The 24593-nt window shown below is 72.7% G+C and carries 26 protein-coding genes and 1 riboswitch; of the genes, 13 read left to right on the top strand and 13 right to left on the bottom strand.

The genetic code is table 11. From position 1 onward, the window contains the following. The first annotated feature begins 67 nt into the window (after positions 1–67). From ABZX40_RS04190 to ABZX40_RS04170, 5 genes are all read left to right on the top strand, one after another. Positions 68–1306 carry a MurT ligase domain-containing protein gene (locus ABZX40_RS04190; RefSeq protein WP_355736926.1) on the top strand — a complete coding sequence of 413 codons (1239 nt, stop codon included), beginning with the start codon at positions 68–70 and terminating at the stop codon, positions 1304–1306. Between the two features lie 49 nt (positions 1307–1355). Continuing rightward, positions 1356–2087 (top strand): glutamine amidotransferase, encoded by a 732-nt coding sequence (locus ABZX40_RS04185; protein WP_355736923.1) that lies wholly within the window; start codon positions 1356–1358, stop codon positions 2085–2087. 175 nt (positions 2088–2262) lie between these two features. Next, entirely contained in the window at positions 2263–3288 is a 1026-nt protein-coding gene (locus ABZX40_RS04180; protein WP_355736921.1) for a 6-phosphofructokinase, read from the top strand. 175 nt (positions 3289–3463) lie between these two features. After that, positions 3464–4414 (top strand): cytochrome c oxidase assembly protein, encoded by a 951-nt coding sequence (locus tag ABZX40_RS04175; protein WP_355736918.1) that lies wholly within the window; start codon positions 3464–3466, stop codon positions 4412–4414. Between the two features lie 55 nt (positions 4415–4469). After that, a complete protein-coding gene (locus ABZX40_RS04170; protein WP_355736916.1) occupies positions 4470–4637 on the top strand; it encodes a hypothetical protein in 168 nt (55 codons plus the stop codon). 13 nt (positions 4638–4650) lie between these two features. On the opposite strand, the gene ABZX40_RS04165 is transcribed toward ABZX40_RS04170, so the two are convergent. The 4 genes from ABZX40_RS04165 to ABZX40_RS04150 form a co-directional block, all read right to left on the bottom strand. Then, positions 4651–5856, bottom strand: coding sequence for a histidine kinase (locus tag ABZX40_RS04165; protein WP_355736913.1), 1206 nt, complete (start codon positions 5854–5856; stop codon positions 4651–4653). Beyond that, positions 5853–7586, bottom strand: coding sequence for a cation acetate symporter (locus tag ABZX40_RS04160; RefSeq protein WP_355736911.1), 1734 nt, complete (start codon positions 7584–7586; stop codon positions 5853–5855). Before ABZX40_RS04160 ends, ABZX40_RS04165 begins: the two co-directional genes overlap by 4 nt. An 8-nt stretch (positions 7587–7594) precedes the next feature. Beyond that, positions 7595–7957 carry a hypothetical protein gene (locus tag ABZX40_RS04155; RefSeq protein WP_355736909.1) on the bottom strand — a complete coding sequence of 121 codons (363 nt, stop codon included), beginning with the start codon at positions 7955–7957 and terminating at the stop codon, positions 7595–7597. Positions 7958–8053: 96 nt separating this feature from the next. Next, the gene (locus tag ABZX40_RS04150) at positions 8054–8803 is read right to left on the bottom strand and encodes a LytTR family DNA-binding domain-containing protein (RefSeq protein WP_355736907.1); all 750 of its coding nucleotides are present in this window, start codon (positions 8801–8803) and stop codon (positions 8054–8056) included. Positions 8804–8880: 77 nt separating this feature from the next. On the opposite strand from ABZX40_RS04150, the gene ABZX40_RS04145 reads away from it, so the two are divergent. From ABZX40_RS04145 to ABZX40_RS04130, 4 genes are all read left to right on the top strand, one after another. Continuing rightward, positions 8881–9393 (top strand): Lrp/AsnC family transcriptional regulator, encoded by a 513-nt coding sequence (locus tag ABZX40_RS04145; protein ID WP_355736904.1) that lies wholly within the window; start codon positions 8881–8883, stop codon positions 9391–9393. A 149-nt stretch (positions 9394–9542) separates the two neighbouring features. Continuing rightward, a complete protein-coding gene (gene ddaH / locus ABZX40_RS04140; protein WP_355736901.1) occupies positions 9543–10352 on the top strand; it encodes a dimethylargininase in 810 nt (269 codons plus the stop codon). After that, on the top strand, positions 10352–11596 hold the full coding sequence (rocD, locus tag ABZX40_RS04135; protein WP_355736898.1) for an ornithine--oxo-acid transaminase: 1245 nt from the start codon (positions 10352–10354) through the stop codon (positions 11594–11596). The genes ddaH and rocD overlap by 1 nt, the downstream gene beginning before the upstream one ends. Positions 11597–11750: 154 nt before the next feature. Next, the gene (locus ABZX40_RS04130) at positions 11751–12479 is read left to right on the top strand and encodes a lysophospholipid acyltransferase family protein (protein ID WP_355736896.1); all 729 of its coding nucleotides are present in this window, start codon (positions 11751–11753) and stop codon (positions 12477–12479) included. A 167-nt stretch (positions 12480–12646) separates the two neighbouring features. On the opposite strand, the gene ABZX40_RS04125 is transcribed toward ABZX40_RS04130, so the two are convergent. The 8 genes from ABZX40_RS04125 to ABZX40_RS04090 form a co-directional block, all read right to left on the bottom strand. Beyond that, positions 12647–14254 carry an alpha/beta hydrolase gene (locus ABZX40_RS04125; protein ID WP_355736894.1) on the bottom strand — a complete coding sequence of 536 codons (1608 nt, stop codon included), beginning with the start codon at positions 14252–14254 and terminating at the stop codon, positions 12647–12649. A gap of 140 nt (positions 14255–14394) precedes the next feature. Next, on the bottom strand, positions 14395–15150 hold the full coding sequence (locus ABZX40_RS04120) for an urease accessory protein UreD (protein ID WP_355736891.1): 756 nt from the start codon (positions 15148–15150) through the stop codon (positions 14395–14397). Further along, entirely contained in the window at positions 15138–15815 is a 678-nt protein-coding gene (gene ureG / locus ABZX40_RS04115; protein WP_355736889.1) for an urease accessory protein UreG, read from the bottom strand. The genes ABZX40_RS04120 and ureG overlap by 13 nt, the downstream gene beginning before the upstream one ends. Before the next feature lie 145 nt (positions 15816–15960). Continuing rightward, positions 15961–16632 carry an urease accessory UreF family protein gene (locus ABZX40_RS04110; RefSeq protein WP_355736886.1) on the bottom strand — a complete coding sequence of 224 codons (672 nt, stop codon included), beginning with the start codon at positions 16630–16632 and terminating at the stop codon, positions 15961–15963. An 8-nt stretch (positions 16633–16640) separates the two neighbouring features. After that, positions 16641–18362 (bottom strand): urease subunit alpha, encoded by a 1722-nt coding sequence (locus ABZX40_RS04105; protein ID WP_355736884.1) that lies wholly within the window; start codon positions 18360–18362, stop codon positions 16641–16643. Further along, on the bottom strand, positions 18355–18699 hold the full coding sequence (locus tag ABZX40_RS04100) for an urease subunit beta (RefSeq protein WP_355736881.1): 345 nt from the start codon (positions 18697–18699) through the stop codon (positions 18355–18357). Before ABZX40_RS04100 ends, ABZX40_RS04105 begins: the two co-directional genes overlap by 8 nt. A 9-nt stretch (positions 18700–18708) precedes the next feature. After that, positions 18709–19011 (bottom strand): urease subunit gamma, encoded by a 303-nt coding sequence (locus tag ABZX40_RS04095; protein WP_355736879.1) that lies wholly within the window; start codon positions 19009–19011, stop codon positions 18709–18711. 116 nt (positions 19012–19127) lie between these two features. Then, on the bottom strand, positions 19128–19808 hold the full coding sequence (locus ABZX40_RS04090) for a TetR/AcrR family transcriptional regulator (protein ID WP_355736876.1): 681 nt from the start codon (positions 19806–19808) through the stop codon (positions 19128–19130). A 166-nt stretch (positions 19809–19974) separates the two neighbouring features. Here ABZX40_RS04090 and ABZX40_RS04085 point away from each other — a divergent pair, with 166 nt between their 5' ends. Next, positions 19975–20997: an ABC transporter permease gene (locus tag ABZX40_RS04085; RefSeq protein ID WP_355736873.1), complete on the top strand. Its 1023-nt coding sequence runs from the start codon at positions 19975–19977 to the stop codon at positions 20995–20997. Between the two features lie 340 nt (positions 20998–21337). On the opposite strand, the gene ABZX40_RS04080 is transcribed toward ABZX40_RS04085, so the two are convergent. After that, the gene (locus ABZX40_RS04080) at positions 21338–21619 is read right to left on the bottom strand and encodes a type II toxin-antitoxin system Phd/YefM family antitoxin (protein ID WP_355736870.1); all 282 of its coding nucleotides are present in this window, start codon (positions 21617–21619) and stop codon (positions 21338–21340) included. A gap of 143 nt (positions 21620–21762) precedes the next feature. Between ABZX40_RS04080 and ABZX40_RS04075 the strand changes: the two genes are divergently transcribed. The 3 genes from ABZX40_RS04075 (at position 21763) to ABZX40_RS04065 (ending at position 23737) form a co-directional block, all read left to right on the top strand. Then, positions 21763–22386: an ATP-dependent Clp protease proteolytic subunit gene (locus ABZX40_RS04075; protein ID WP_355736868.1), complete on the top strand. Its 624-nt coding sequence runs from the start codon at positions 21763–21765 to the stop codon at positions 22384–22386. 7 nt (positions 22387–22393) lie between these two features. After that, positions 22394–22705, top strand: a complete 312-nt coding sequence (locus ABZX40_RS04070; protein WP_355736865.1) for a hypothetical protein — start codon at positions 22394–22396, stop codon at positions 22703–22705. A gap of 348 nt (positions 22706–23053) precedes the next feature. After that, a riboswitch (cyclic di-AMP (ydaO/yuaA leader) is annotated at positions 23054–23260 on the top strand. Positions 23261–23263: 3 nt separating this feature from the next. Next, a complete protein-coding gene (locus ABZX40_RS04065; RefSeq protein WP_355736862.1) occupies positions 23264–23737 on the top strand; it encodes a C40 family peptidase in 474 nt (157 codons plus the stop codon). The last annotated feature ends 856 nt before the right edge of the window (positions 23738–24593 follow it).

Here is a 24593-nt window from a genome sequence, read left to right as displayed (position 1 = left end):
AGGCTGAGTCCACACCGTAGCCGTAAGGCGTTCGGCGCGGCGCGTACGCAAGGAGGATCGGGAACTGATGGCAGGGAACTCGGACCCGCTCACGCCGCGGGCCAAGCTCGCCGTGACCGCGGGCAAGGCGGTCGCGGCGGCATCGCGCGCCGCGGGACGCGGCAGCGGCTCGGTGATCGGCGGCAAGGTGGCCCTCAAACTCGACCCCGACCTCCTCGCCCGGCTCGCCCAGAGCCTGGACGTGACCCTGGTCTCGGCGACCAACGGCAAGACCACCACCACCCGGCTGATCGCCGAGGCGCTGCGCGCGGCCGGCCCGGTCGTCTCCAACGCGCTCGGCGCCAATATGCCCGCCGGCATCACCTCGGCGCTGGCCGGCCGCTCCGACGCCAAGTTCGGGGTCATCGAGGTCGACGAGAAGTATCTCGCCGGGGTCGCCCGGGACACCGACCCCAAGTGCATCGCCCTGCTGAACCTCTCCCGCGACCAGCTCGACCGCGCCGCCGAGACCCGGATGCTCGCGGAGAACTGGCGCGAGGGCCTCGCCGGATCGAAGGCCGTGGTGGTCGCCAACGCCGATGATCCGCTGGTGGTGTGGGCGGCCTCGTCCTCGCCGAATGTGATCTGGGTCGCCGTCGGGCAGATGTGGAAGGACGACGCCTGGTCCTGCCCGTCCTGCGGCGGTGTGATGCAGCGCCCCGGCGACGACTGGTTCTGCGGTCAGTGCGGCTTCCGCCGCCCCGCGCCGACCTGGGCGCTCTCCGGCGACCATGTCCTCGACCCGCACGGCCAGGCCTGGCCGATCCACCTCCAGCTCCCCGGCCGCGCCAACAAAGCCAACGCGGCGACCTCCGCCGCCGTCGCCGCCGTGTTCGGGGTGCCGCCGCAGGTCGCGCTGGAGCGGATGTACCAGGTACAGGCGGTGGCCGGCCGGTACGACGTGGTCCAGTTCATGAACCGGGACCTGCGGCTGCTGCTGGCGAAGAACCCGGCCGGCTGGCTGGAGACGTTCTCGCTGATCGACCCGCCGCCCACCCCGGTGATCCTCTCCGTGAACGCGCGCAGCGCCGACGGCACCGACACCTCCTGGCTCTGGGACGTCGACTACACCCGGCTGACCGGCCACCCGATCTTCGTCGTCGGTGACCGCCGGCTCGACCTCGCGGTCCGGCTGGAGGTCGCCAATCAGCACTTCCAGGTCTGCGACACCCTCGACCAGGCGGTCCAGCAGGCCCCGCCCGGCCGGATCGAGGTCATCGCCAACTACACCGCGTTCCAGGACCTGCGCCGCCGCGTCGGGAACTGAGCGACCGACCGAGCGCCCGACCGACCGAACCCAGGGGACGATCACTTTCATGAGCGACAACAGCCTCCGGATCGTCTGGATCTATCCGGACCTGCTCAGCACCTACGGCGACCAGGGCAATGTCCTGGTCGTGGAGCGCCGGGCGCGCCAGCGCGGCCTGGACGTGGCCCGCCTCGACGTCCGCAGCGACCAGCCCATCCCCACCTCCGGCGACATCTATCTGATCGGCGGCGGTGAGGACCGCCCGCAGCGGCTGGCGGCCGAGCGGCTGCGCCGGGACGGCGGGCTGCACCGGGCGGTGGCCAACGGCGCGATCGTGTTCTCGGTCTGCGCGGGCTACCAGATCCTCGGGCACGAGTTCATCAACGACCTCGGCCAGCGCGAGCCCGGCCTCGGTCTGCTGGACGTGGTCTCCACCCGCGGCGAGGGCGAGCGCTGCGTCGGCGATGTCCTCGGCGACATCGACCCCCGGCTCGGGCTGCCGCCGCTGACCGGCTTCGAGAACCACCAGGGCGTCACCCACCTCGGCCCCACCGCCCGCCCGCTCGCCCGGGTCCGCTTCGGCAACGGCAACGGCACGGGCGACGGCACCGAGGGCGCCTTCAACGACACGGTCTTCGGCACGTACATGCACGGCCCGGTGCTGGCCCGCAATCCGCTGATCGCCGATCTGCTGCTGAAGCTGGCGCTGGATGTGAACGCGCTGCCGCCGACCGACGACCGCTGGTACGAGGCGCTGCGCGGCGAGCGGATCGCCTCCGCCCAGCAGCAGACGGCGTAGCCGCGTCCCCGTCCATCCGGACGGCCCGTCTGACGGGGTGTCCGCACAGGTGAGCGGGCACGTCCAAGGGCCGGACGCATGGTGGGGCCGGGCCCCCTGGTGCCGCTAGGGTGACGGGGATCGAGCCGGACAGCGCGGTCCGGACCCGGCCCACGTCGAGAAGGTATTTCGGGCTATGCGCATTGGTGTCCTCACCTCCGGCGGCGACTGCCCCGGCCTGAACGCCGTCATCCGGTCCGTCGTGCACCGCGCCGTAGTCGACCACGGCGACGAGGTCATCGGCTTCCGGGACGGCTGGAAGGGCCTCCTGGAGTGCGACTACCTCAAGCTCGACCTCGATGCCGTGGCCGGCATCCTGGCCCGCGGCGGCACCATCCTCGGCTCCTCCCGGGTCCGCCCCGAGCATCTGCGGGACGGCGTGGAGCGGGCCAAGGGGCATGTCGCGGAACTCGGCCTCGACGCGATCATCCCGATCGGCGGTGAGGGCACGCTCAAGGCGGCCCGGCTGCTGTCCGACGGCGGGCTGCCCATCGTCGGCGTGCCCAAGACCATCGACAACGACATCGCGGTCACCGATGTGACCTTCGGTTTCGACACCGCGGTGACCGTCGCCACGGAGGCGCTGGACCGGCTGAAGACCACCGCCGAGTCGCACCAGCGGGTGCTGATCGTGGAGGTCATGGGGCGGCACACCGGGTGGATCGCGCTGCACTCCGGCATGGCGGCCGGGGCGCACGCCGTCGTCGTCCCGGAGCGGCCCTTCGACATCGAGGAGCTGGCGGCGAAGGTCGGCGCCCGTTTCGCGGCGGGCAAGCGGTTCGCGATCGTGGTCGCCGCGGAGGGGGCGAAGCCCGCGCCGGGGACGATGGCGTTCGACGAGGGCGGCAAGGATGTCTACGGGCATGAGCGGTTCGCCGGGATCGCCCGGCAGCTGGCCGTGGAGCTGGAGTCGCGGCTCGGCAAGGAGGCGCGGCCGGTGATCCTCGGGCATGTCCAGCGAGGCGGGACGCCTACGGCGTATGACCGGGTGCTGGCGACGCGGTTCGGGTGGCATGCCGTGGAAGCCGTGCATCGGGGAGAATTCGGGACGATGACGGCGCTTCGGGGGACGGAGATCGTGATGGTGCCGTTGGGGGAGGCCGTGGAGACGCTGAAGACCGTGCCGGAGGATCGGTACGTGGAAGCGGAGTGTGTGCTCTAGGTTTCGTTGCCGGGTGCGGGTGGGGTTGTGGCCGGTCGCGCAGTTCCTCCCCCAGAGGGGGTGCCCCCAGCGCCCCCAAAGAACCCCCACTCACCCCCAGTGAAAACAGGCACCAGCGCGGTTCTAGTCTTGGGGCGGACGTTTTCGTACAACCCCCACGAATCAGGAGCCGGGCATGGAGCACAGCGGGCACGGCATGGATATGGATCTGGCGCCGTTCACGCTGGGGCGCGGGCTGGAGTGGTCGGCCGATCCGTTCTTTCTCATGGCGTGTCTGGTGGGGCTCGGGCTGTATGCGTGGGGGGTCGTGCGGCTGACCCGGCGCGGGGACAAGTGGCCGGTCGGGCGGACCGTGGCGTTCGCGATCGGGGTGCTGAGCATCCTGCTGGTGATGTGCACCAAGCTGAACGACTACGGGATGGTCATGTTCAGCGTGCACATGGTGCAGCACATGGTGATCAGCATGCTGTCGCCGATCCTGATCCTGCTCGGCGCCCCGATCACCCTGGCGCTGCGCGCGCTGCCGCCGGCCGGGCGGGGCCGCAAGGGGCCGCGTGAGCTGCTGCTGGCGCTGCTGCACAGCCGGTACATGCGGATCGTCACCCATCCGGTGTTCACGATCCCGCTGTTCATCGCCTCGCTGTACGGGCTGTACTTCACCCCGCTGTTCGACTTCCTGATGGAGTCCAAGCCCGGCCATATCGCGATGATGGTGCACTTCCTCGCCGTCGGGCTGATCTTCTTCTGGCCGATCATGGGGATCGACCCGGGTCCGCACCGGCCGGGCTATCTGATGCGGATGCTGGAGCTGTTCGCGGGCATGCCGTTCCACGCGTTCTTCGGGATCGCGCTGATGATGGCGTCCGAGCCGATGGTGCGGGCGTACGAGAATCCGCCCGCCTCGCTCGGGATCGATGTGCTGTCGGACCAGAACGCGGCCGGGGGGATCGCCTGGGCGTTCAGTGAGATTCCGTCGGTGCTGGTGCTGATCGCGCTGATCTTCCAGTGGTACGCCTCCGACCAGCGGCAGGCCAAGCGCCAGGACCGGGCGGCCGACCGGGACGGGGACAAGGAGCTGGCGGAGTACAACGCCTATCTGGCCTCGCTGCACGCCCGCGGTCGCTGAACCGGCGGGAACCGGGGCACCATGGGGGGCACCGAACTCTGAGGAGGGTGGCGCGATGCCCGGTTCCACGGACGGTTCCACGAAGACCATGGGAGTGCTCACCGTCGGCGGTCTCGTCGCGGTGACGGCGTACACGGTGACACTCGGTTCCAACGGCTGGCTGTGGTTCGGCTGGGTGGTGCTCGGGCTGATCACGCTGGGGATGGTCGCCATCAAGGGGTGAGGCGGGGTCCGGGTCAGGTGCCGGGCAGGACCGGGGCGGAGTGGACGCCCGGCTGGTACTTGGGGAGCCGGGCGGTGATCCTCATGCCCGCGCCGACGGCGGTCTCGATGACCAGGCCGTGGTCGTCGCCGTAGACCTGGCGGAGCCGGTCGTCGACATTGGACAGGCCGATGCCGCCGGACGGGCTGACCTCCCCGGCGAGGATGCGGCGCAGCGCGGCGGGGTCCATACCGGCGCCGTCGTCCTCGATGACGACCAGTGCCTCCTGGCCTGCGTCCCGGGCGGTGATGCTGATCCGGCAGGTGGCGGTGCGGCCTTCGAGGCCGTGTTTGACGGCGTTCTCCACCAGGGGCTGGAGACAGAGGAAGGGCAGGGCGACCGGCAGCACCTCGGGGGCGATCTGGAGGGTGACGGCGAGCCGGTCGCCGAAGCGGGCGCGGACCAGGGACAGGTACTGGTCGATGGCGTGGAGTTCATCGGCGAGGGTGGTGAAGTCGCCGTGCTTGCGGAACGAGTAGCGGGTGAAGTCGGCGAATTCCAGGAGCAGTTCGCGGGCGTGCTCGGGGTCGGTGCGGACGAACGAGGCGATCACCGCGAGCGAGTTGAAGATGAAGTGGGGGGAGATCTGGGCGCGCAGGGCCTTGATCTCGGCCTCGATCAGCCGGGTGCGGGAGCGGTCGAGATCGGCGAGTTCGAGCTGGACGGAGACCCAGCGGGCGACCTCCCCGGCGGCCCGGACCAGGACGGCGGACTCGCGGGGCGCGCAGGCGACCAGCGCGCCGTGCACCCGTTCGTCGACGGTGAGGGGGGCGACGACCGCCCAGCGGATGGGGCAGTCGGGGGTGTCGCAGGTCAGCGGGAAGGCTTCGCCGCGGCCGGTGTCCAGGGGTCCGGCGAGGCGGTCCATGATCTGGGCGCGGTGGTGGCCGCCGACGCCGTCCCAGGCGAGGACGCGGGTGCCGTCGGTGAGGCAGAGGGCGTCGGTGCCCAGCAGGGTGCGCAGTCGGCGGGCGGAGCGGCGGGCGGTCTCCTCGGTGAGCCCGGCTCTGAGCGGGGGCGCGGCGAGGGAGGCGGTGTGCAGGGTCTCGAAGGTGGCGTGCTCCACCGGGGTGCCGAGCCCGGCGAGGCTGGCGGGGCGGGCGGTGCGTCTGCCGAACCAGAACCCGGCGGCGAGCAGCGGCAGTACGGCGACGCAGAGCCCGGCGATGAATCCGCTCACATCCTCACCTCACGTGCGGGGGCGGGGCCCTGGTTCAGATCCTCGGGGAGATGGAAGCGGGCGAGGATCGCGGCGGTGCCCGCGGGGACGCGGGCGGGGGTGGCGAGGGAGACCAGGACCATGGTGAGGAAGCCGAGCGGGACGGACCAGACGGCGGGCCAGGCGAGCAGGGTGTGCAGCCGTCCGGTGCCGGGGAGCCCGGCCATGGTGGCGGTGACGGCGAGGAAGGCGGAGCCGCCGCCGATGAGCATCCCGGCCGCCGCGCCGGGCGGGGTGAGGCGGCGCCACCAGATGCCGAGGACCAGCAGCGGGCAGAACGAGGACGCCGAGACGGCGAAGGCGAGGCCGACCGCGTCGGCCACGGGCAGCCGTCCGCCGACCAGGGCGCTCGCGGCGAGCGGGGCGGCCATGGCGAGGACGGTGCCGAGCCGGAAGTGACGGACGCCGCGCGCCGGGAGGACGTCCTGGGTGAGGACGCCGGCGACAGCCATGGTGAGGCCGGACGCGGTGGACAGGAACGCGGCGAAGGCGCCCCCGGCGACCAGCGCGCCGAGGAGGTCGCCGCCGACGCCGCCGATGACGCGCTCGGGCAGCAGCAGGACGGCGGCGTCGGCGTCGCCGGTGAGGGTGAGTTCGGGGGCGTAGATCCGGCCGAGGGCGCCGTAGAGCGGGGGGAGGAGGTAGAAGCCGCCGATGAGGGCGAGGACGGCGACGGTGGTGCGGCGGGCGGCGACGCCGTGCGGGCTGGTGTAGAAGCGGACGACGACATGGGGCAGGCCCATGGTGCCGAGGAAGGTGGCGAGGATCAGTCCGTAGGTGGCGTACAGGGGGCGTTCCTGGCGGCCGTCGGTGAACGAGGTGGACAGGCCGCCGCCGGTGTCGCGCTGGGCGGCGGGGACCGGGTCCCCGGCGGTGAAGGTGAGGCGGGTGCCGCGTTCGACGCGGTGGCTGCCGGTGGGGAGGGTCACCTCGGTGCCGGGGTGGCGGCGGCCGTCGACCGTGCCGTCGACGGTGACCGTCAGCGGGCGGTCCAGGCGCAGATCGAGGGTGGCGTCGACGGTGACCGCGCGCTGTTCGCGGAAGGCGGCGGGTTCGTCGAAGGCGTGCCGGGGGGCGCCGTCGCCCTGCCAGGCCAGCACCAGGAACAGGGCGGGGACCAGGAGGGCGGTGAGCTTGAGCCAGTACTGGAACGCCTGGACGAAGGTGATGCTGCGCATGCCTCCGGCGGCGACGGTGGCGGTGACGACGACGGCGACGATGATCCCGCCGAGCCAGGCGGGGGCGCCGGTGAGCACGGTGAGGGTGAGTCCGGCGCTCTGGAGCTGGGGCAGCAGATAGAGCCAGCCGACGCCGACGACGAACGCCCCGGCGAGCCGCCGGACGGTCTGGGAGGCGAGCCGGGCCTCGGCGAAGTCGGGCAGGGTGTAGGCGCCGGAGCGGCGCAGCGGGGCGGCGACGAAGAGCAGCAGGACCAGATACCCGGCGGTGTAGCCGACCGGGTACCAGAGCATGTCGGGGCCCTGGACGAGGACCAGCCCCGCGATCCCGAGGAAGGAGGCGGCGGAGAGGTACTCGCCGCTGATGGCGGCGGCGTTCAGCCGGGGGCCGACGGTGCGGGAGGCGACGTAGAAGTCGGAGGTGGTGCGGGATATGCGCAGGCCGAAGGCGCCGACGAGGACGGTCGCGACGACGACCAGGGCGACGGCGGTGACGGTGTAGCCGGAGTGCACGGGCGGGCCTAGCGGTCCTCGACCAGGCGGACGAAGTCGCGTTCGTTGCGTTCGGCGCGGCGGACGTACCAGCGGGCGAGGAGCACCAGGGGGAGGTAGACGCCGAAGCCGAGGACGGCCCATTCCAGGCGGGCGTCGGGGGCGGCGGCGAACACCAGGGGCAGCGGGGCGACGAGGAGGGCGAGCACGGCGAGGACGGTGAGGGCGGCGCGGAGCTGGCTGCGTATGAGGGAGCGGACGTAGGTGTGGCCGAGGGTGGTCTGTTCGTCGATCTCGGTGCGGGGGCGGTAGTAGCCGCCTGGGTGGCGGCGGCCGGGGCGGCGGGGCGGGCCGGTGACGGTGACCCGGCGTGGGGTGGGCTCGGGGGGCACGGTCAGTCCCTCCCGGCGGGGGTGTTCGGGCGGGGCACCTTCAGGGCCTCCTGACCGAGGTGTCGGTGAACGGCGCGGTCTGCGGGTGCGGCACCTTCAGGGCCTCCTCATCAGCAGATCCCGCAGTTCACGGGCGTGGCGGCGGCTGACCTGGAGTTCCTCGGCGCCGACGACCACGCTGACGGTGCCGGCGTCGAGACGGAGTTCGCCGATGTGGCGCAGGGCGACGAGATGGCGGCGGTGGATGCGGACGAAGCCGCGTGCGCGCCAGCGTTCCTCCAGGGTGGAGACCGGGATGCGGACCAGATGGCTGCCCTTGGCGGTGTGCAGCCGGGCGTAGTCGCCCTGGGCCTCGACATGGGTGATGTCGTCGACGGCGACGAAGCGGGTCACCCCGCCCAGCTCGACGGGGAGGTGGTCGGGGTCGGGTTCGCTGACCGGGATCCGCACGGCGGCGCCGCGCAGTTCGGCGGCCCGGCGGACGGCCTCGGCGAGGCGTTCCCCGCGCACGGGTTTGAGGACGTAGTCGACGGCCTTGAGGTCGAACGCCTGGACGGCGAAGTCCTCGTGCGCGGTGACGAAGACGACGAGCGGCGGCCGGGCGAAGCCGGTGAGGAGCCGGGCGAGGTCGAGGCCGTCGAGGCCGGGCATGTTGATGTCGAGGAAGACGACGTCGATGGCCTCGGGGCCGTGCGGGCCGGACTCCAGGGCGCGGGTGATGCGGCGCAGCGCCTCGGTGGCATCGCCGGCGCCCTCGGCGGCGCCGATCCGGGGATCCGCGTTCAGCAGGTACACCAGCTCCTCCAGGGAGGGCCGTTCGTCGTCGACAGCCAGGGCGCGCAGCATGAAGGTGGAGTCTAGGAGGAATCCGAACGCCTGCACATGTGCCGGGCGTGGGCGTTTGCGCTGGCTAAAGTGCCCGCATGAACAGTGGCTCGGGGTCGTTCGACGTGCTCGACCGGAAGATCATCACCGCGTTGATGGCCAATGCCCGGACCAGCTTCGCCGAGATCGGCACGGCGATCGGGCTGTCGTCGACGGCGGTGAAGCGGCGGGTGGACCGGCTGCGTGAGACGGGGGTGATCACGGGGTTCACGGCGACCGTGACCCCGTCGGCGCTGGGCTGGCGCACGGAGGCGTATGTCGAGGTGTACTGCGAGGGGGCGGCGCCGCCCAGACGGCTGGCGGAGGTGGTGCGCGACTATCCGGAGATCACCGCGGCGATGACGGTGACCGGCGGGGCGGACGCGCTGCTGCATGTGCGGGCGCGGGACGTGGGGCATTTCGAGGAGGTGCTGGAGCGGATCCGCACCGAGCCGTTCATCCGGAAGACGATCAGTGTGATGGTGCTGTCGCATCTGATCCCGGAATCCCCGGAGGCGGGCGCGACCCAGGCGGCCCCGGCGGCACCCTCCGCCGCCGGGGACCGGGCGTGACCGCTCACGCAACACTGCTGCGCAGAGGCTGATCAACACGCAGCGTTCCTGCGCCGACACGCAGCTTTCGTCGCTTGTCGTCCGCATACGGCGCTTTCTACCGTGGACTCACCCCTTCATCACCCGCGAGGAAGCGGAGGCACCCCTCTGTGACCGACACCCGTGTGCCGCGCCGACGGCGCTACCTGGTCTGCGAACCCAGCCACTTCGCCGTGCAGTACGCGATCAACCCCTGGATGAACCCCGATGTCGCCGTCGACATCGATCTGGCGCGGGAGCAGTGGCAGTCGCTGCTCGGCGCCTACCGGGCCCATGGCCACACCGTCGACTCCGTACCCCCCGTGCCCGGTCTGCCGGACATGGTCTTCGCCGCGAACTCGGCGGTCGTCGTGGACGGCCGGGTCTTCGGCGCGCTCTTCCACGCGCCCGAGCGCCGCCCCGAGTCGACCCACTACGACACCTGGTTCAAGTCGGCGGGCTATGCCGTCCACCGCCCCGAGTCGGTCTGCGAGGGCGAGGGCGATCTCGTCTGGACCGGCCGGTATGTGCTGGCCGGGACCGGTTTCCGCACCAGCCGGGAGGCGCACCGCGAGGCGCAGGAGTTCTTCGGCCACCCGGTGATCAGCCTGACCCTGGTGGACCCGCACTTCTACCATCTCGACACCGCCCTGTTCGTCCTGGACGACGACAACATCGCCTACTACCCGGACGCCTTCTCGGCGGGCAGCCGTGAGGTGCTGGCCCGGCTGTACCCGGACGCGGTGACCGCGACCCGTGACGACGCGATGGCGTTCGGGCTGAACTCGGTGTCCGACGGCCGCCATGTCTTCATCGCCCCGCGGGCCGAGGCGCTCGCCGCCCGGCTGGACGCCCACGGCTATGTCCCCGTCCCCGTCGACCTCTCCGAGTTCCACAAGGCCGGCGGCGGCATCAAGTGCTGCACCCAGGAGATCCGCTGATGACCGCGACCGCCGGTACCGACCGCACCTCCCCCATGTCCCGCACCTCCGCCGAGCTGATCCGGGCCGAGGAGCCGGTCCTCGCCCACAACTACCACCCGCTGCCGGTGGTGGTCGCCGCCGCCGAGGGCGCCTGGGTCGAGGATGTCGAGGGCCGCCGCCTGCTGGACATGCTGGCCGGTTACTCGGCGCTGAACTTCGGCCACCGCCACCCGGCGCTGATCGAGGCCGCGCACCGCCAGCTGGACCGCCTCACCCTCACCTCCCGCGCCTTCCACAACGACCGCCTCGCCGAGTTCGCCGAGCGCCTGACCGCCCTGGTCGGCCAGGACATGATGCTGCCGATGAACACCGGCGCGGAGGCGGTGGAGAGCGCCATCAAGGTGGCCCGCAAATGGGCCTACGACATCAAGGGCGTCCCCGCCGACCGGGCGACGATCGTGGTGGCGTCCGACAACTTCCACGGCCGGACGACGACCATCGTCGGCTTCTCCACGGACGAGACCGCCCGCGCCGGTTTCGGCCCGTTCGCCCCGGGCTTCCGGATCGTCCCCTACAACGACCTGCCCGCGCTGGAGGCGGCGGTCGACGGGACGACGGCCGCGGTCCTGATCGAGCCGATCCAGGGCGAGGCGGGGGTGGTCATCCCCGACGACGGCTATCTGACCGGGGTGCGTGAGCTGACCCGCCGGGCGGGCTGTCTGTTCATCGCCGACGAGATCCAGTCGGGTCTGGGCCGCACCGGCCGCACCCTGGCCGTCGACCACGAGGGGGTCGTCCCGGATCTGGTGCTGCTGGGCAAGGCGCTGGGCGGCGGGATCGTGCCGGTGTCGGCGGTGGCCGGGTCCCGGGAGGTGCTCGGGGTGCTGAAGCCGGGCGAGCACGGTTCGACGTTCGGCGGCAATCCGCTGGCCGCGGCGGTCGGCACGGCGGTGGTCGGCCTGCTGGAGACCGGCGCGTTCCAGCGCCGGGCGGCCGGGGCGGGCACGGTCCTGCGGGACGGGCTGACCGACCTGGTCGGCCGGGGCGTGGTCGGCTTCCGCTCCCGCGGCCTGTGGGCGGGCGTCGACATCGACCCGGTGATCGGCACGGGCCGGGAGATCAGCGAACGCCTGATGGCCGAGGGCATCCTCGTCAAGGACACCCACGGCTCGACCATCCGGCTGGCCCCGCCCCTGACGATCACGGACGACGAACTGCGCGGGGCCCTGGCGACGCTGGGGAGGGTACTGACGGCGGGGTGAGGGAAGGGCGCAGCCGGGTTCCGCGCCCCCTCCCTTGCCCATTCGTACCCATCCCTCCCCCATCCGCCGCCGATCACCGCGAGCTGTGTTCCCGCCGCCCGTGCCCCCGCCTACACTGATCGCTCCCCGGGCGAACAGAGGAGCCGGAGCCGCGGTGTTCTACTACCTGCTCAAGTACGTTCTGCTGGGCCCGTTGCTGCGGTTGGTCTTCCGGCCCCGCATCGAGGGGCTCGGGCATGTCCCGGCGACGGGCGCGGCGATCGTCGCCGGGAACCATCTCTCGTTCTCCGACCACTTTCTGATGCCGGCGGTCCTCAAGCGCCGGATCACCTTCCTGGCGAAGGCCGAGTACTTCACCGGTCCCGGCATCCGGGGGCGGCTCATCGCGTTCTTCTTCCGCAGCGCGGGCCAGATCCCGGTGGACCGCTCGGGCAAGGACGCCGGGCAGGCCGCGATCCGCGAGGGCCTCGGGGTGCTCGCCAAGGACGAGCTGCTCGGTATCTATCCCGAGGGCACCCGCTCGCACGACGGCCGCCTCTACAAGGGCAAGGTCGGGGTGGCGGTGATGGCGCTGCGGGCCGGGGTCCCGGTGGTGCCCTGCGCGATGATCGGCACCTTCGAGGCCCAGCCGCCCGGCAAGGTCATCCCCACCCCGCACCCGGTGACCATCCGCTTCGGTGCCCCGCTGGACTTCTCCCGCTACGCCGGGATGGAGAACGAGAAGGCGATCCTGCGCGCGATCACCGACGAGATCATGTACGCCATCCTCACCCTGTCGGAGCAGGAGTACGTCGACCGGTACGCGGCCGTCGTCAAGGCGGAGGAGGCCGAGGCGGCGGCGGCCGAACGGCAGCGCCGCTTCCCGCGCCTGCCACTGCGCTGAGCCGCTCCCGGGCCTCCGCCCGGTTCAGGGAGCCGCGCCCGCCCGGGACGGCCGCGAGGTGCCCGCCGCCTCACGCGGCGACGGGCACGATCCACGCCGCCGGACCCCCCGGGGAGCGGGAGGCCGGCGACCCGGGGGCCTGACGGCTACGGCCGAGGGCCTGAGGGCTACGGCTTGGGGACCGCGTGCGGTGCGCAGGTGACGTCCCTGCTGTCCAGCTTCCCGGTCAGCAGATAGGTGTCGACGCGGTCGTTGACGCAGGGGTTCACCAGCCCGGTGACCCCGTGCGACCCGGCGTTCTTCTCGGTGATCAGACGCGACCCCTTGAACCGCTTGTGGAGCTCCAGCGCGCCCTCGTAGGGGGTGGCCGCGTCGCGCTCGGCCTGCACGATGAGGACCGGCGGGAGGCCCTTGCCGGTGCGGACGTCGACCGGGGTGTTCTGCTGGACCGGCCAGGTGGCGCAGGGCAGGTTCATCCAGGCGTTGGCCCAGGTGAGGAACGGGTGGTCGCGGTGCAGCCGGGTGTTGTCGCGGTCCCAGGTCTTCCAGTCGGTGGGCCACTGGGCGTCGGCGCACTCGACGGCGGTGTAGACGGCGTTGCCGTTCTCGGCGGCGGCGTTCCCGGCGGTGTCGGAGAGGTCGGGCGCGGCGGCGTCCACCAGGGCCTGGGTGTCACCGGCGACGTACCGGGAGAAGACGGTGGCGACCGGCACCCAGGAGGAGTCGTAGTAGGGGGCGCCCTGGAAGAAGGAGATCAGCTCGGCCGGGCCGACGACCCCGCCGATGGGGTTCTTCGCGGCGGTGGCGCGCAGGGCGAGCCACCGGGCCTGGACCTCGGCGCGGGTGTCGCCGAGGTGGAAGGTGGCGTCGTTGCGGGCGACCCAGTCCTGCCAGTCGTTCCAGCGGGTCTCGAAGGCCACGTCCTGGTCCAGGTTGGCCTGGTACCAGATCTTGGAGCGGGAGGGGTTGACGACGCTGTCGGCGACCATGCGCCGGACATGGCCGGGGAAGAGGGTGCCGTAGACGGCGGCGAGATAGGTGCCGTAGGAGACGCCGAGGAAGTTCAGCTTCTTCTCGCCGAGCGCGGCCCGGATGACATCGAGGTCGCGGGCGGTGTTCGGGGTGGTCATGTGGGGCAGCATGGCGGCGCTGCGCTCGTAGCAGCCCTCGGCGTACTCCCGGGCCAGCTTGCGCTGGGCGCGCTTGTCGGCCTCGGAGCCGGGCACGGGGTCCGGCTTCGGCGCCTTCACGAACTCCTGCGGGTCGACACAGGAGATCGGCGCGGACTTGCCGACGCCGCGCGGGTCGAAGCCCACGAAGTCGTACGCCTTGGCGGTCTTCGCCCAGATCGGGTTGGCGGTGGTGACCCGGCGCGGGAAGCGCAGTCCGGAGCCGCCGGGGCCGCCGGGGTTGTAGACGAGGGCGCCCTGCCGCTCGTCCTCGGTGCCGGTGCTGCCGATCCGGTCGACGGCTATCTTGAGCTGCTTGCCGTGGGGCCTGGTGTAGTCGAGCGGCACCGAGACCCAGCCGCACTGGATGGGCTTCTCCAGGCCCCAGTCGGCGGGGCAGTCCTTCCAGTCGATGCCGGTCCTCGCGGCGCGGGCGGCGGCGACGGCGGTGCCGACGGCCTCACGGTCCGTGCCGTGCCCCCTGGTGTCCTGCGCCCTGGCGCCGGCCGTCGGCGCGGTGACGACCCCGGCCAGCAGGGTGACGACGACCAGCGCCCCGGCCGAACCGAACGCCACGGTCCGGCTGTTCGCTCTCTTCTCCCGCACAGAAGACCCTCCCCGTACCTCGATACGAAACGTACGGGGATCCTTCCGGCTGTGAGCCCGCTGAGAACAGACACGGACACGGTTCTTTGCCAATCCGATAACCGGACCGTACCGTCCGCCCACCGAACCGGCGGGCCGTTTCAGCCCAGCTCGGCGAGCGCCTCGTCCAGCACCGCCCGCAGCCGCAGCGCGTCCGGCGCCACCGCGCCGACCAGCACACCGGGCCCGGCCAGCGGCAGCACCGCCGCCCACTCCCCCAGCACCCGCGCCGGTACGGGGGACCGCGCGAACTCCGGCCGGACGACGACCAGTTGCCCCACGGCCCGGTGGCCGCCGAGCCCGGCGGGGCCGTCCCAGCCGGGCGGGGCGCCGGGACCGCAGTGCAGCTCCTGGTCGAGGACGCACCGGCCGCCGATCCGGACCGTGAGACGGCTGCCGAGGCGGCCGGGTTGCTCCCCGGCCCGGCCCAGTACCTGTTCCTCGCGCAGCACCAGGCGTCCGGCCGGGCCCACCTCGGCGACCGTGGTGACATACAGCTCGCTGCCGCCCGCGCTGATCAACTGCTCGGGCAGCCAGTGCAGTTCGGCCCCGTCGGCGACATCGAGCCGGACCTCGTAGCGGGCCTCCTCCTTGCCCTGGCCCGGCAGGGCGAGGGTGGCGGCGGCCGAGCCGACCCGCAGCCGGGCGCCCGCACCGACCTCGGCGCGCACCGCGAACCGGTCGCCGCCGAGCGGCCCGCTCATCGCCCCGACCAGGGTGACCTGAGCACTTCCGTCCCCGCTCCCCCGGGTGCGGCGCAGGGCGAGGGGCCCGTCCCCGGCCAGCACCGGCAGCACGGTCGCGCCGCGTGCGTCACACCGGGCGACGATCCGGGCGGTGGCGGTCACGCCCGCCATACGGCGACCCGCTCCCGGACCCAGGCGGCCACGTCCGCGACCCCGGCCGCAGCGCGCAGCGACTGGAAGACCACCGGCAGTTCGGCGCGCTGCGCCTTGGCGTCGGCGGCCATCCGGGCGAGATCGGAGCCGACGTGGGGAGCGAGGTCGGTCTTGTTGACGACCAGCAGATCGGCGGTGGTGACACCGGGGCCGCCCTTGCGCGGGATGTCGTCCCCACCGGCCACGTCGATGACGAAGATCTGCGCGTCGACCAGCCCCCGGGAGAAGGTGGCGGTCAGATTGTCGCCGCCGGACTCGACCAGGATCAGATCCAGCGGCCCCACCTCGTCCTCCAGATCCTCGACGGCCTCCAGGTTGGCGGAGATGTCGTCGCGGATCGCGGTGTGCGGACAGGCCCCGGTCTCCACGGCGGTGATCCGCTCGGGCGGCAGCACGGCCTCCCGGAGCAGGAACTCGGCGTCCTCGCGCGTATAGATGTCGTTGGTCACGACGGCGAGCGACAGTTCGTCCCGCAGTTCCCGGCAGAGCGCGGCGACGGTCGCCGTCTTCCCGGACCCGACGGGCCCCCCGAGCCCGATCCGCAGGGCCCGCCGACGCCCGTCGGCCCGGTGGGCGTCGGCGCTCAGGGCGGGGGTGTGGCTGTGGGCATGGTCGAGATGCATGGCGTCACCTGTCTGTCTCCGGGGACTCTCAGCCCGTCCGGCGTTTGAGGACGAGGCCCCTTCAGGGCCGATATGGGGGTCCGGGGGCGAGGCCCCGGGGAGGGGACGGGTAAGGGCGGCGGGGGCGACCTGATACCCCTGACCATCAGGACGCGAACAACCGCCCCACCACCCCCGCATGCACCTCCGCCCCGATCTCCAGCAACGGCGACGACATCGCGGGCAACGCGTCGACCACCCCCTCCGCCGCGCTCTCCACCGCCCGGTCGGCGACCCGGTCGACCTCCCCCGCCACCCGCGCCAGCACCCCGCTCGCCTCGAACGGATCCAGCCCCAGCAGCCGCACGACCGCGGAGGCGACCCCGCTCACCGATTCGTACGCCGCGCAGTGCGCCGCGTCCGGCGCGCCCAGCCCGGCGGCCCGCGCCACCACCCCCAGCACCACGGACTGGTGCGCCCCCTTGGGGAACTCCCGGGCCAGCGCCCCGTACGCCTCGGCGCCCTGGGGCCAGGTGGCGCGGGCGGCGCGCAGCAGCTGGCGTCCGAGGCGGCGGGAGGCCGTGCGCAGGGCGGGAGACGGTGTCCGCGCGTCGGCCGCGGCGTCCAGCGCCACCGGGTCCGTCCCGAGCGCGGCGGACGCGGCGAGGGCGGCGGACACCAGCCCGGCGGTGTGCAGCCGCCCCCGGCAGAAGTCCTCCAGGCTCGCCGCGTCGCGCACCCGCCCGGCGCGGACGGCCGCCTCGGCCCCGCCGGAGTGCGCGTGCCCTCCGGCGGGGAACCGGCCGTCGGCCAGCAGCAGCAAGGTCGCTCGGGACATCACGCCCCCTAGAAGAGGAAGTACCGCTGGGCCATGGGCAGTTCGGTGGCGGGCTCGGCCTCCACCAGCTCCCCGTCGATGTGCACGGCGAAGCTGTCCGGGTCGACGCGTACGTCGGGCCGGGCGTCGTTCTCCCGCATGTCCGCCTTGGTGACCGCGCGGGTGGAGGAGATGACGGCGAACCGCTTGCCGAGGTCCAGCCGCTCGGGCAGCCCGTCCTCGACGGCCAGCGGCGCGACGAAGTTGACCGAGTTCGCGGCGGGCGCCCGGCCGATCGCCCCGTACATCGGCCGGGGCAGGATCGGCTGCGGGGTCGGGATGGAGGCGTTGGCGTCGCCCATCTGCGCGTAGGCGATCTGGCCGCCCTTGATGACGAGCTGCGGCTTGACGCCGAAGAACGCCGGGTCCCAGAGGACCAGGTCGGCGAGCTTGCCGGGCTCGACGGAGCCGACCTCCTGGGCGAGGCCCTGCGCGAGGGCCGGGTTGATGGTGTATTTGGCGACATAGCGACGCACTCGGCGGTTGTCGGCGCGGCCGTCGCCGGGCAGGGAGCCGCGCCGCCGCTTCATCACATGCGCGGTCTGCCAGGTCCGCAGGATCACCTCCCCGACCCGGCCCATGGCCTGGGCGTCGGAGGAGATGATCGAGATGGCACCGAGGTCGTGGAGGATGTCCTCGGCGCCGATGGTGGACGGGCGGATCCGGGACTCGGCGAAGGCGAGGTCCTCGGGGACGGCCGGGTTGAGATGGTGGCAGACCATCAGCATGTCGAGGTGTTCCTCGGCGGTGTTGACAGTGAACGGCCGGGTCGGATTGGTGGAGCTGGGCAGCACATGCGGCTCGCTCACCACGGTCATGATGTCCGGCGCGTGCCCACCGCCCGCGCCCTCGGTGTGGTAGGCGTGGATACCGCGTCCGGCGATGGCGGCGAGGGTGTCCTGGACGAAACCGGCCTCATTGAGGGTGTCCGTGTGGATGGCGACCTGGATGCCGGTGCGGTCGGCGACGGTCAGCGAGGCGTCGATGACGGCCGGGGTGGAGCCCCAGTCCTCGTGCAGTTTCAGCCCCAGCGCGCCGCCCCTGATCTGGGACAGCATCGCCTCGTGCGAGACGGTGTTGCCCTTGCCGAGCAGCCCGATGTTGAGCGGGTACGCCTCCATCGCCGCCAGCATCCGGGCGAGGTGCCAGGGGCCGGGGGTGACGGTCGTCGCCTTGGAGCCCTCGGCCGGGCCGGTGCCGCCGCCGACCAGGGTGGTGATCCCGGCGGACAGGGCCTCGTCGGCGATCTGCGGGCAGATGAAGTGGACGTGGGCGTCGATGCCCCCGGCGGTGAGGATGCGCCCGTTGCCCGCGATGATCTCGGTCTCGGGCCCGATCACCAGGTCCGGGTGGACACCGTCCATGGTGTCGGGGTTGCCGGCCTTGCCGATGCCGGTGATCCGGCCGTCGCGGACACCGATGTCGGCCTTGACGACGCCCCAGTGGTCGACGATCACGGCGCCGGTGATCACGGTGTCCGGGGTGCCGTCGGCGCGGGTGGCGCGGGACTGGCCCATGGACTCCCGGATGACCTTGCCGCCGCCGAACACGGCCTCGTCGCCGGAGCGTCCGGGCCCGCCGCAGCGGTCCTCCTCGATCTCGATCAGCAGATCGGTGTCGGCGAGCCGGATCCGGTCCCCGGTGGTCGGCCCGAACAGATCGGCGTACCGGGCGCGGGAGATCTCAGTCATCGAGCACCCCCAGGGCCGCACCGGCCCCGCCGTCCAGCGGCCCCGCGGTCTCCCCGCGCAGTCCGGGCACGATCCGGGCCCCGGCCAGCGGTACGAGCGTGACCTCGACCGGAATACCGGGTTCGAACCGTACGGCGGTCCCGGCGGGGACGTCGAGACGGGTGCCGCGGGCGGCGGCGCGGTCGAACTCCAGGCCCGGGTTGGCCTCGGCGAAGTGGTAGTGGGAGCCGACCTGGACGGGCCGGTCGGCGGCGTTCAGCACGGTCAGCCGGGTGGTCGGGCGGCCCTCGTTGCAGACGACCGGGTCCTCGGCGAAGAGGATCTCTCCGGGGATCATCGCGGCCCCTCAGACGATCGGATCGTGGACGGTGACGAGCTTGGTGCCGTCCGGGAAGGTGGCCTCGACCTGCACCTCGTGGATCATCTCCGGGACCCCCTCCATCACGTCGTCACGGCCGAGCACCGCACGCCCGGACGCCATGAGTTCGGCGACGGTCCGGCCGTCCCGGGCGCCTTCGAGCAGATGCGAGGTGAGCAGGGCGACGGCCTCCGGGTGGTTGAGCCGCAGTCCCCGGGCCCGGCGCTTCTCGGCCACATCGGCCGCGACATGGATCAGCAGCCTCTCCTGCTCGTGCGGGGTCAGTTGCACGTCCCACCTCACATCCTCGCTCCGGGCCGTACGGGGTCCGGGGGCCGTGTCCACCGCGGAAACACCAGGTGGCGTGAGGGGAGGCTAATTGCGGTGCGTTTCGGGCGCGTTAACCGTCATACGATCCGGCTACCGGGGTGTGTCGTCCGCGGGGCGGGTCGGTCCGTGCCGGCGGGGGGCGGTTCCGCGGGCCGGATGCTCATCAGGGCCCGCAGTCCGTCCCTGAGGGTCGCCTCGGGCACTCCGCCGAACATGGCGTGCTGGGAGGCGTAGCCCTGGACGAGGGCGAGCAGGGTGCGGGCCATGGCATCGGTGTCGGCGGCCTCGTCCATCAGCCCGGCGGCCTTGTAGTTGGCGCCGATGGTGTTCCAGGCGGCGCGGATCCGGGCGACGGCGGGTTCGATGATCGCCGCGAGTTCCCGGTCCCGCAGGGTCTCGGTCCAGACCTGGAGCATCAGCCGGGGAAAGAGCCACTGGCCGTTCTCGGTCTCCGGCCGCAGCCGCTGCATACGGGTCACGATCCGCGGGATCAGCACGTCCGGCGTGGGCGGCGGATCCTCCTGGGCGGCGTCCTCGTAGGTGGCGAGGGCGTACTCCAGGACCTCTCCGACGATCGCCGCGATCAGTTCGTCCTTGCCCTTGAAGTAGCGGTACACGGCCCCGGCCGACAGTCCGGCCTCGCTCAGCATGTCCTGCATGGAGGTGGCGTGGAAGCCGTTGCGGGCGAAGCAGCGCCGGGCGGCGTCGAGAATCTGCCGACGGCGGGCGTCGAGGTGCTCCTGGGATACGCGTGCCATGCCGTCCAACGTAAAACGAACGTTCCTTCTTGACAAGCCCGCCCCGCGATGCGCACGGTGGAGACAGTAAAACGAACGATCCTTCTTTTTGGAGCGGCCCGCTTCCCGGCGCCACCCGCCCGGGAACCGCGCCGCCTCCCCGGCTCCCGTCCAAGGGGTACTCCGCATGACCACCTCCCCCTCCACCCGCACCTCGCCCTCCCACCCACAGCACCTCCGACTGCTCGCGGTCGTCGTGCTCGTCCCCGTGATCGCCGCGCTCGCGCTGTGGGCCTTCGCCTGGCCCGCCGCCCGTATCGCGCCCCGCGAGCTGCCCGTGGGCGTGGCCGGACCGGCCACCGCGACCGCCCCGATCGAGCAGCGGCTGTCCGCGCAGCGGGGCGCCTTCGAGATCCACCGCTACGACGACGAGGCCGCCGCCCGTCAGGCGGTCGAGAACCGCACGGTCTACGGGGCCCTCGTGATCACGGACGACGGGCCCGAACTGCTGACCGCGTCGGCGGGCGGCCCGGCCGTCGCCCAGTTGCTCCAGCAGACGGCGGCAGGGCTGACGGCGGCCGACGGCACCCCGGTCCCGACGGTCGACGTGGTCCCGACGCCCCCCAACGACGCGCGCGGGGCGGCACTCACCTCCAGCGTGCTGCCGCTGGCCCTGGCGGGGATGGCGGCCGGGGCGGTGATCAGTCTGCTCGGGCTGCGCGGCGGGCGGGCGGTGGCCGCGCTGCTCGGGTCGGCGGCGCTGGTCGGCCTGGTCGCGGCGGCGGTGGCGCACAGCTGGCTGGAGGTGCTCACCGGGAACTGGTGGGCGGAGGCCGGGGTACTGGGGCTGTCGGTGCTGGCGGTGAGCGCCGCCGTCGCCGGGCTGTCCGCGCTGATCGGGCGGGCCGGGGTGGGGGTGGCCGCGGCGGTGATGATGCTGCTCGGCAACCCGTTCTCCGGCGCCGGATCGGCCCCGGAGCTGCTGCCGGAGCCCGCCGGGACCATCGGCCAGTGGCTGCCGCCGGGCGCCGGGACCTCGCTGCTGCGCTCGGTGGCGTACTTCGACGGCGCGGGCGCGGTCGGCCCGGCCCTCACCCTGACCTGGTGGGCGGTGCTGGGCCTGGGCGCGGTCCTGCTCGGCGCGGCGCTGAAGGGGCGGGGGGCGGAGGAGGGGCGGCCGGCTGAGCGGGAGGCGGTGCCGGCGGGGTGAGGGGTGGGGGCGGCGGGGTGAGGGGAGGCGGTGTCGGCGGGGTGAGGGGCGGGGGCGCGGTCGGGAGGTCGGGCGCGGTCGCCGGACCGTCGGGCGCGGTCGCCGCACCCGGCGCAGTCGCCGCATCGGGCACGGTCGCCGGACCGTCGGCCACAGTCACCACAGCCGGCACGGTCGCCGGACCGGGCGTCTGACGAAGGGCACGGTTCCTCATCGGGAGCCGTGCCCTATCAGGATCCGCGCCCTGTCGGGAGCCCTGCCCTGTCGGGAGCCGTGCCCTATTCGAGAGCCGCACCCTTCGCGTGCCCGCGCCGCGCCCCGGCACCCACGGCGGCGGACCCTAGGACGGGTTCGGCCCCCGGTGCTCCGCCACGATTCCGAACCGCCGGTGCTCGGGCGCCGCCGCGGGGGCGACCTCGCGCACCGCCGCGACGGAGCCGATCACCGGCTCCTCCGCGGGCTCGCCCAGCGCTTCGAGCCGCTCCAGGTCGGCGGCGGAGACCAGGGCGACCAAGGGCTTGCCGTGCCGGGTCACCACGACGCGCTCACCGCCGTAGACCACCCGGTTGATCAGTTCCGCCAGTTCGGCCCGTGCTTGGGTCACCGGAATCTCGTAGGCCATGCCTCCAGCTTACGGAGCGGGGCTCCCGGATGACGGGGCGGTGGAGCGGCCATCGCCAACGGAACGTACGTCCTGTACATTTTTGACAGAAGCGGCGCCCGTATGGAGCGCCGTCGAGCACCCCTGCCGAGGAGGCGTTCGTCATGGACCGCCCGTCCGCCCGTCATGTCCTGCCCGAGTTCACCGAGCGCACCAGCTACGGGCACCGGACGCTGGATCCCTACGCGAAGCTGCTGGAGGAGCGGATCGTCTTCCTGGGCACACCCGTGGACGACATCGCGGCCAACGATGTGATGGCCCAGTTCATGCATCTGGAGTACCAGGACCCGGACCGCGCCATCTCGCTCTACATCAACTCCCCCGGCGGCTCGTTCGGCGCGATGTCGGCGGTGTACGACACGATCCGGTTCGTGCGCTGCGAGGTGGAGACGGTGTGTCTGGGGCAGGCCGGTGCCATGGCGGCGGTGCTGCTGGCGGCCGGGACGCCCGGCAGGCGGCTGGCGCTCCCCGGCGCCCGGATCATGGTCCACCAGCCGTCGCTGCCGGAGCCGATCGAGGGGCGGACCAGCGATCTCGCCCTCCAGGCCGCCGAGTTGGCGCGGGTGCGCACCCGCCTGGAGGAGATGCTCGTACGGCACACCGGGCGGTCGCCGGAGCAGGTGAGCGCGGACATCGAGCGGGATCTGGTGCTCACCGCGCCGCAGGCGCTGGAGTACGGGCTGGTGGACCGGATCATCGGGAGCCGCAAGGCGACGGGGGAAGGGTGAGCCGGGGATGACGCTGCAGCCCGAGTACCCGCCGCTGCCGGCGCTGACCCGCGCGGAGGGCGAACTGATCGACCGTTATCTGGAGGCGGCCGATCTGCTGGGCCGGATCAACCCGGCGCGGCACGAGGACACCTACGCCGCGCTGCGGGCCGCGCAGGCACTGGTCGCGAAGGCGGCCCTGCTGCGGGACGCACTCGCGCTGATGCACCACCGGGGCGAGTCGGAACTGTCGTCGGCGACCCTCGCGCGGGCGCTGCGCGTGCTGGACGGCGAGCGCCGCACCGCGCGGGTCTCGCTTCCTCCGCGCTCCGACGGCTGAGGCGCGGACGACCGGGGACGGCACCCCGGCCGCCCCGCGCCGAACTACTCGGAATGCCGGACTCCGGTGTCAAACGGACCAAATGGATTACGTCCGTTCGGCGTATCGGATGGTCATTTTGACGACCCGGCTCGCTCGCCGAACGCGCCCCCGGATTGGGGTTTGGGAGGGCTCCGGTGCTGGTCCGGGGCGTGCGCGCATCGTGACACGCGTTCGCACACCCGGATGTCCACCCGAACGGGTGAGTGGTGAGTAACACCACAAATCCTCGGTTCCGTTGGGATTTTCGGACACGCGTAGGTGAAGATCCCTGACTGACGACAAGACCCCGCCACCGCGGCGGGGCGGTCCGGGCGGACGCCGAATCCTGCCGCCGCCCGGATGCCCGGTCGACAGGAGTGCATCGGCAGGAGTGGAGGACCCAGGTACGACGGGTCGCCGGAGCGCAGTTCGGCTTCGAGCGGTCCTTGGGGTGAAGCCGCCTTCGGGCGGCCGGGCTACTTCGCCAGCCCGAATCCGACAGGTCATCCTTCATAGGCGGCTGACGAAGGGTTGCGCATGACCGCGCTCAATCGTGTCCCGTCGCTCATGGCCCGCGCCGGTACGGCATCGGCGCTGACGCTCGCCGCGGTGGGCGGCAGCGTGGTGGTCCCGGGGTTCGCCTCGGAGGCATCGGCTGCCACGCACGCGACCAAGGCACTTCAGGTGGCCGCTTCCAAGAAGGGAGCGCCTTACAAGTGGGGAGCCACCGGACCCAGCCGCTTCGACTGCTCCGGGCTGACGCTGTACGCCTTCAAGAAGGCCGGCAAGAAGCTGCCGCGTACGGCCGCCCAGCAGTACAACAAGACGAAGCACATCTCGGCAGGCAGCCGCAAGACGGGTGACCTGGTGTTCTTCCATTCCGGCTCGAACATCTACCACGTCGGGATCTACGCCGGTAAGGGCAAGATCTGGCACTCGCCGAAGTCCGGCGACGTGGTGCGGCTCCAGAAGATCTGGACCAAGAGTGTCTGGTACGGGCGCGTGAAGTGACGGCGGGGGTCTGAGGCGGCCCCCTGGCGGGGCGGTGACGGCATCCGTGACGGGCCGTCACTGCCCCGGTGAACCGGGCCGGTTCCCGGTCCGAGCGCCGCCTTGCCGTGACGGGCGGGCGGTTCTGGTCCCGGGGCGGTGAGCGGCGACTCACCGCCCCGGGACACCGGCTCCGGGACGACCGGCTCTTGCCGGGCTCCCGAGAGGGCGCTCGGGCGCCGAGGGCGGCCTGGATGCCCGGTGGGTGGCTTGGATACCCCGGTGGGCGGCCTGGACCCCGGCGGGTGGCCTCGAACCTGGCAGGCGGTCGGAGCCCTGACAGGCGGTCCGGGTACCCTGCCGGGCGCCCAGCAGGCCCTGGTGGGCCATCCCGGTGCCACCCGGTGCACGCAGTGCACCCGGTGCCTACGGGCGGCTTCCGGGCGCACTGGCCCCGCGACGCACGGCTTCGAGTGCCCTGGGGCGGCTTCGGTGCCGCGGGACGGCTTCGGTGCCGCCGGGGCGGCCTCGGTGCCCCAGGAAAGCCTTGGTGCCCTGTGGGGCCCCAGGGAGCGCCTGTGGCGTGCCTCGGGCGGCGATTTGGGCCGCCGCCCCCGGAGCCGTGCCGGGCGCCCTGAGGCCCGTCGGGGACGCCCTGAGGCCCCTTCCGGGGCCTCTCTCGGTCCCCCGACCTCCCCGGGGCCTCCCCCGGACCTCCCCGGGCTCTCCCGGGGCCTCGCCGGGCCCTCCCCCGGACCTCCCCTCAAGCCGCTCCCCGGCCCCCCCATTACCTTCTTGGTGGCCCCGCAATGGGGCGCCCGGCCTCCGGAGTTGGCATGACTCTCTCCCCCTGTCGAGTTGATGGCTTGGGGGGTGG

Origin of the sequence: Streptomyces sp. NPDC004610 (assembly GCF_040609715.1) — a bacterium.
Taxonomy (GTDB): Bacteria; Actinomycetota; Actinomycetes; order Streptomycetales; family Streptomycetaceae; genus Streptomyces.
Note: the sequence above shows the minus strand (reverse complement) of the source record. Positions and strands in the feature narration are given on the sequence as shown.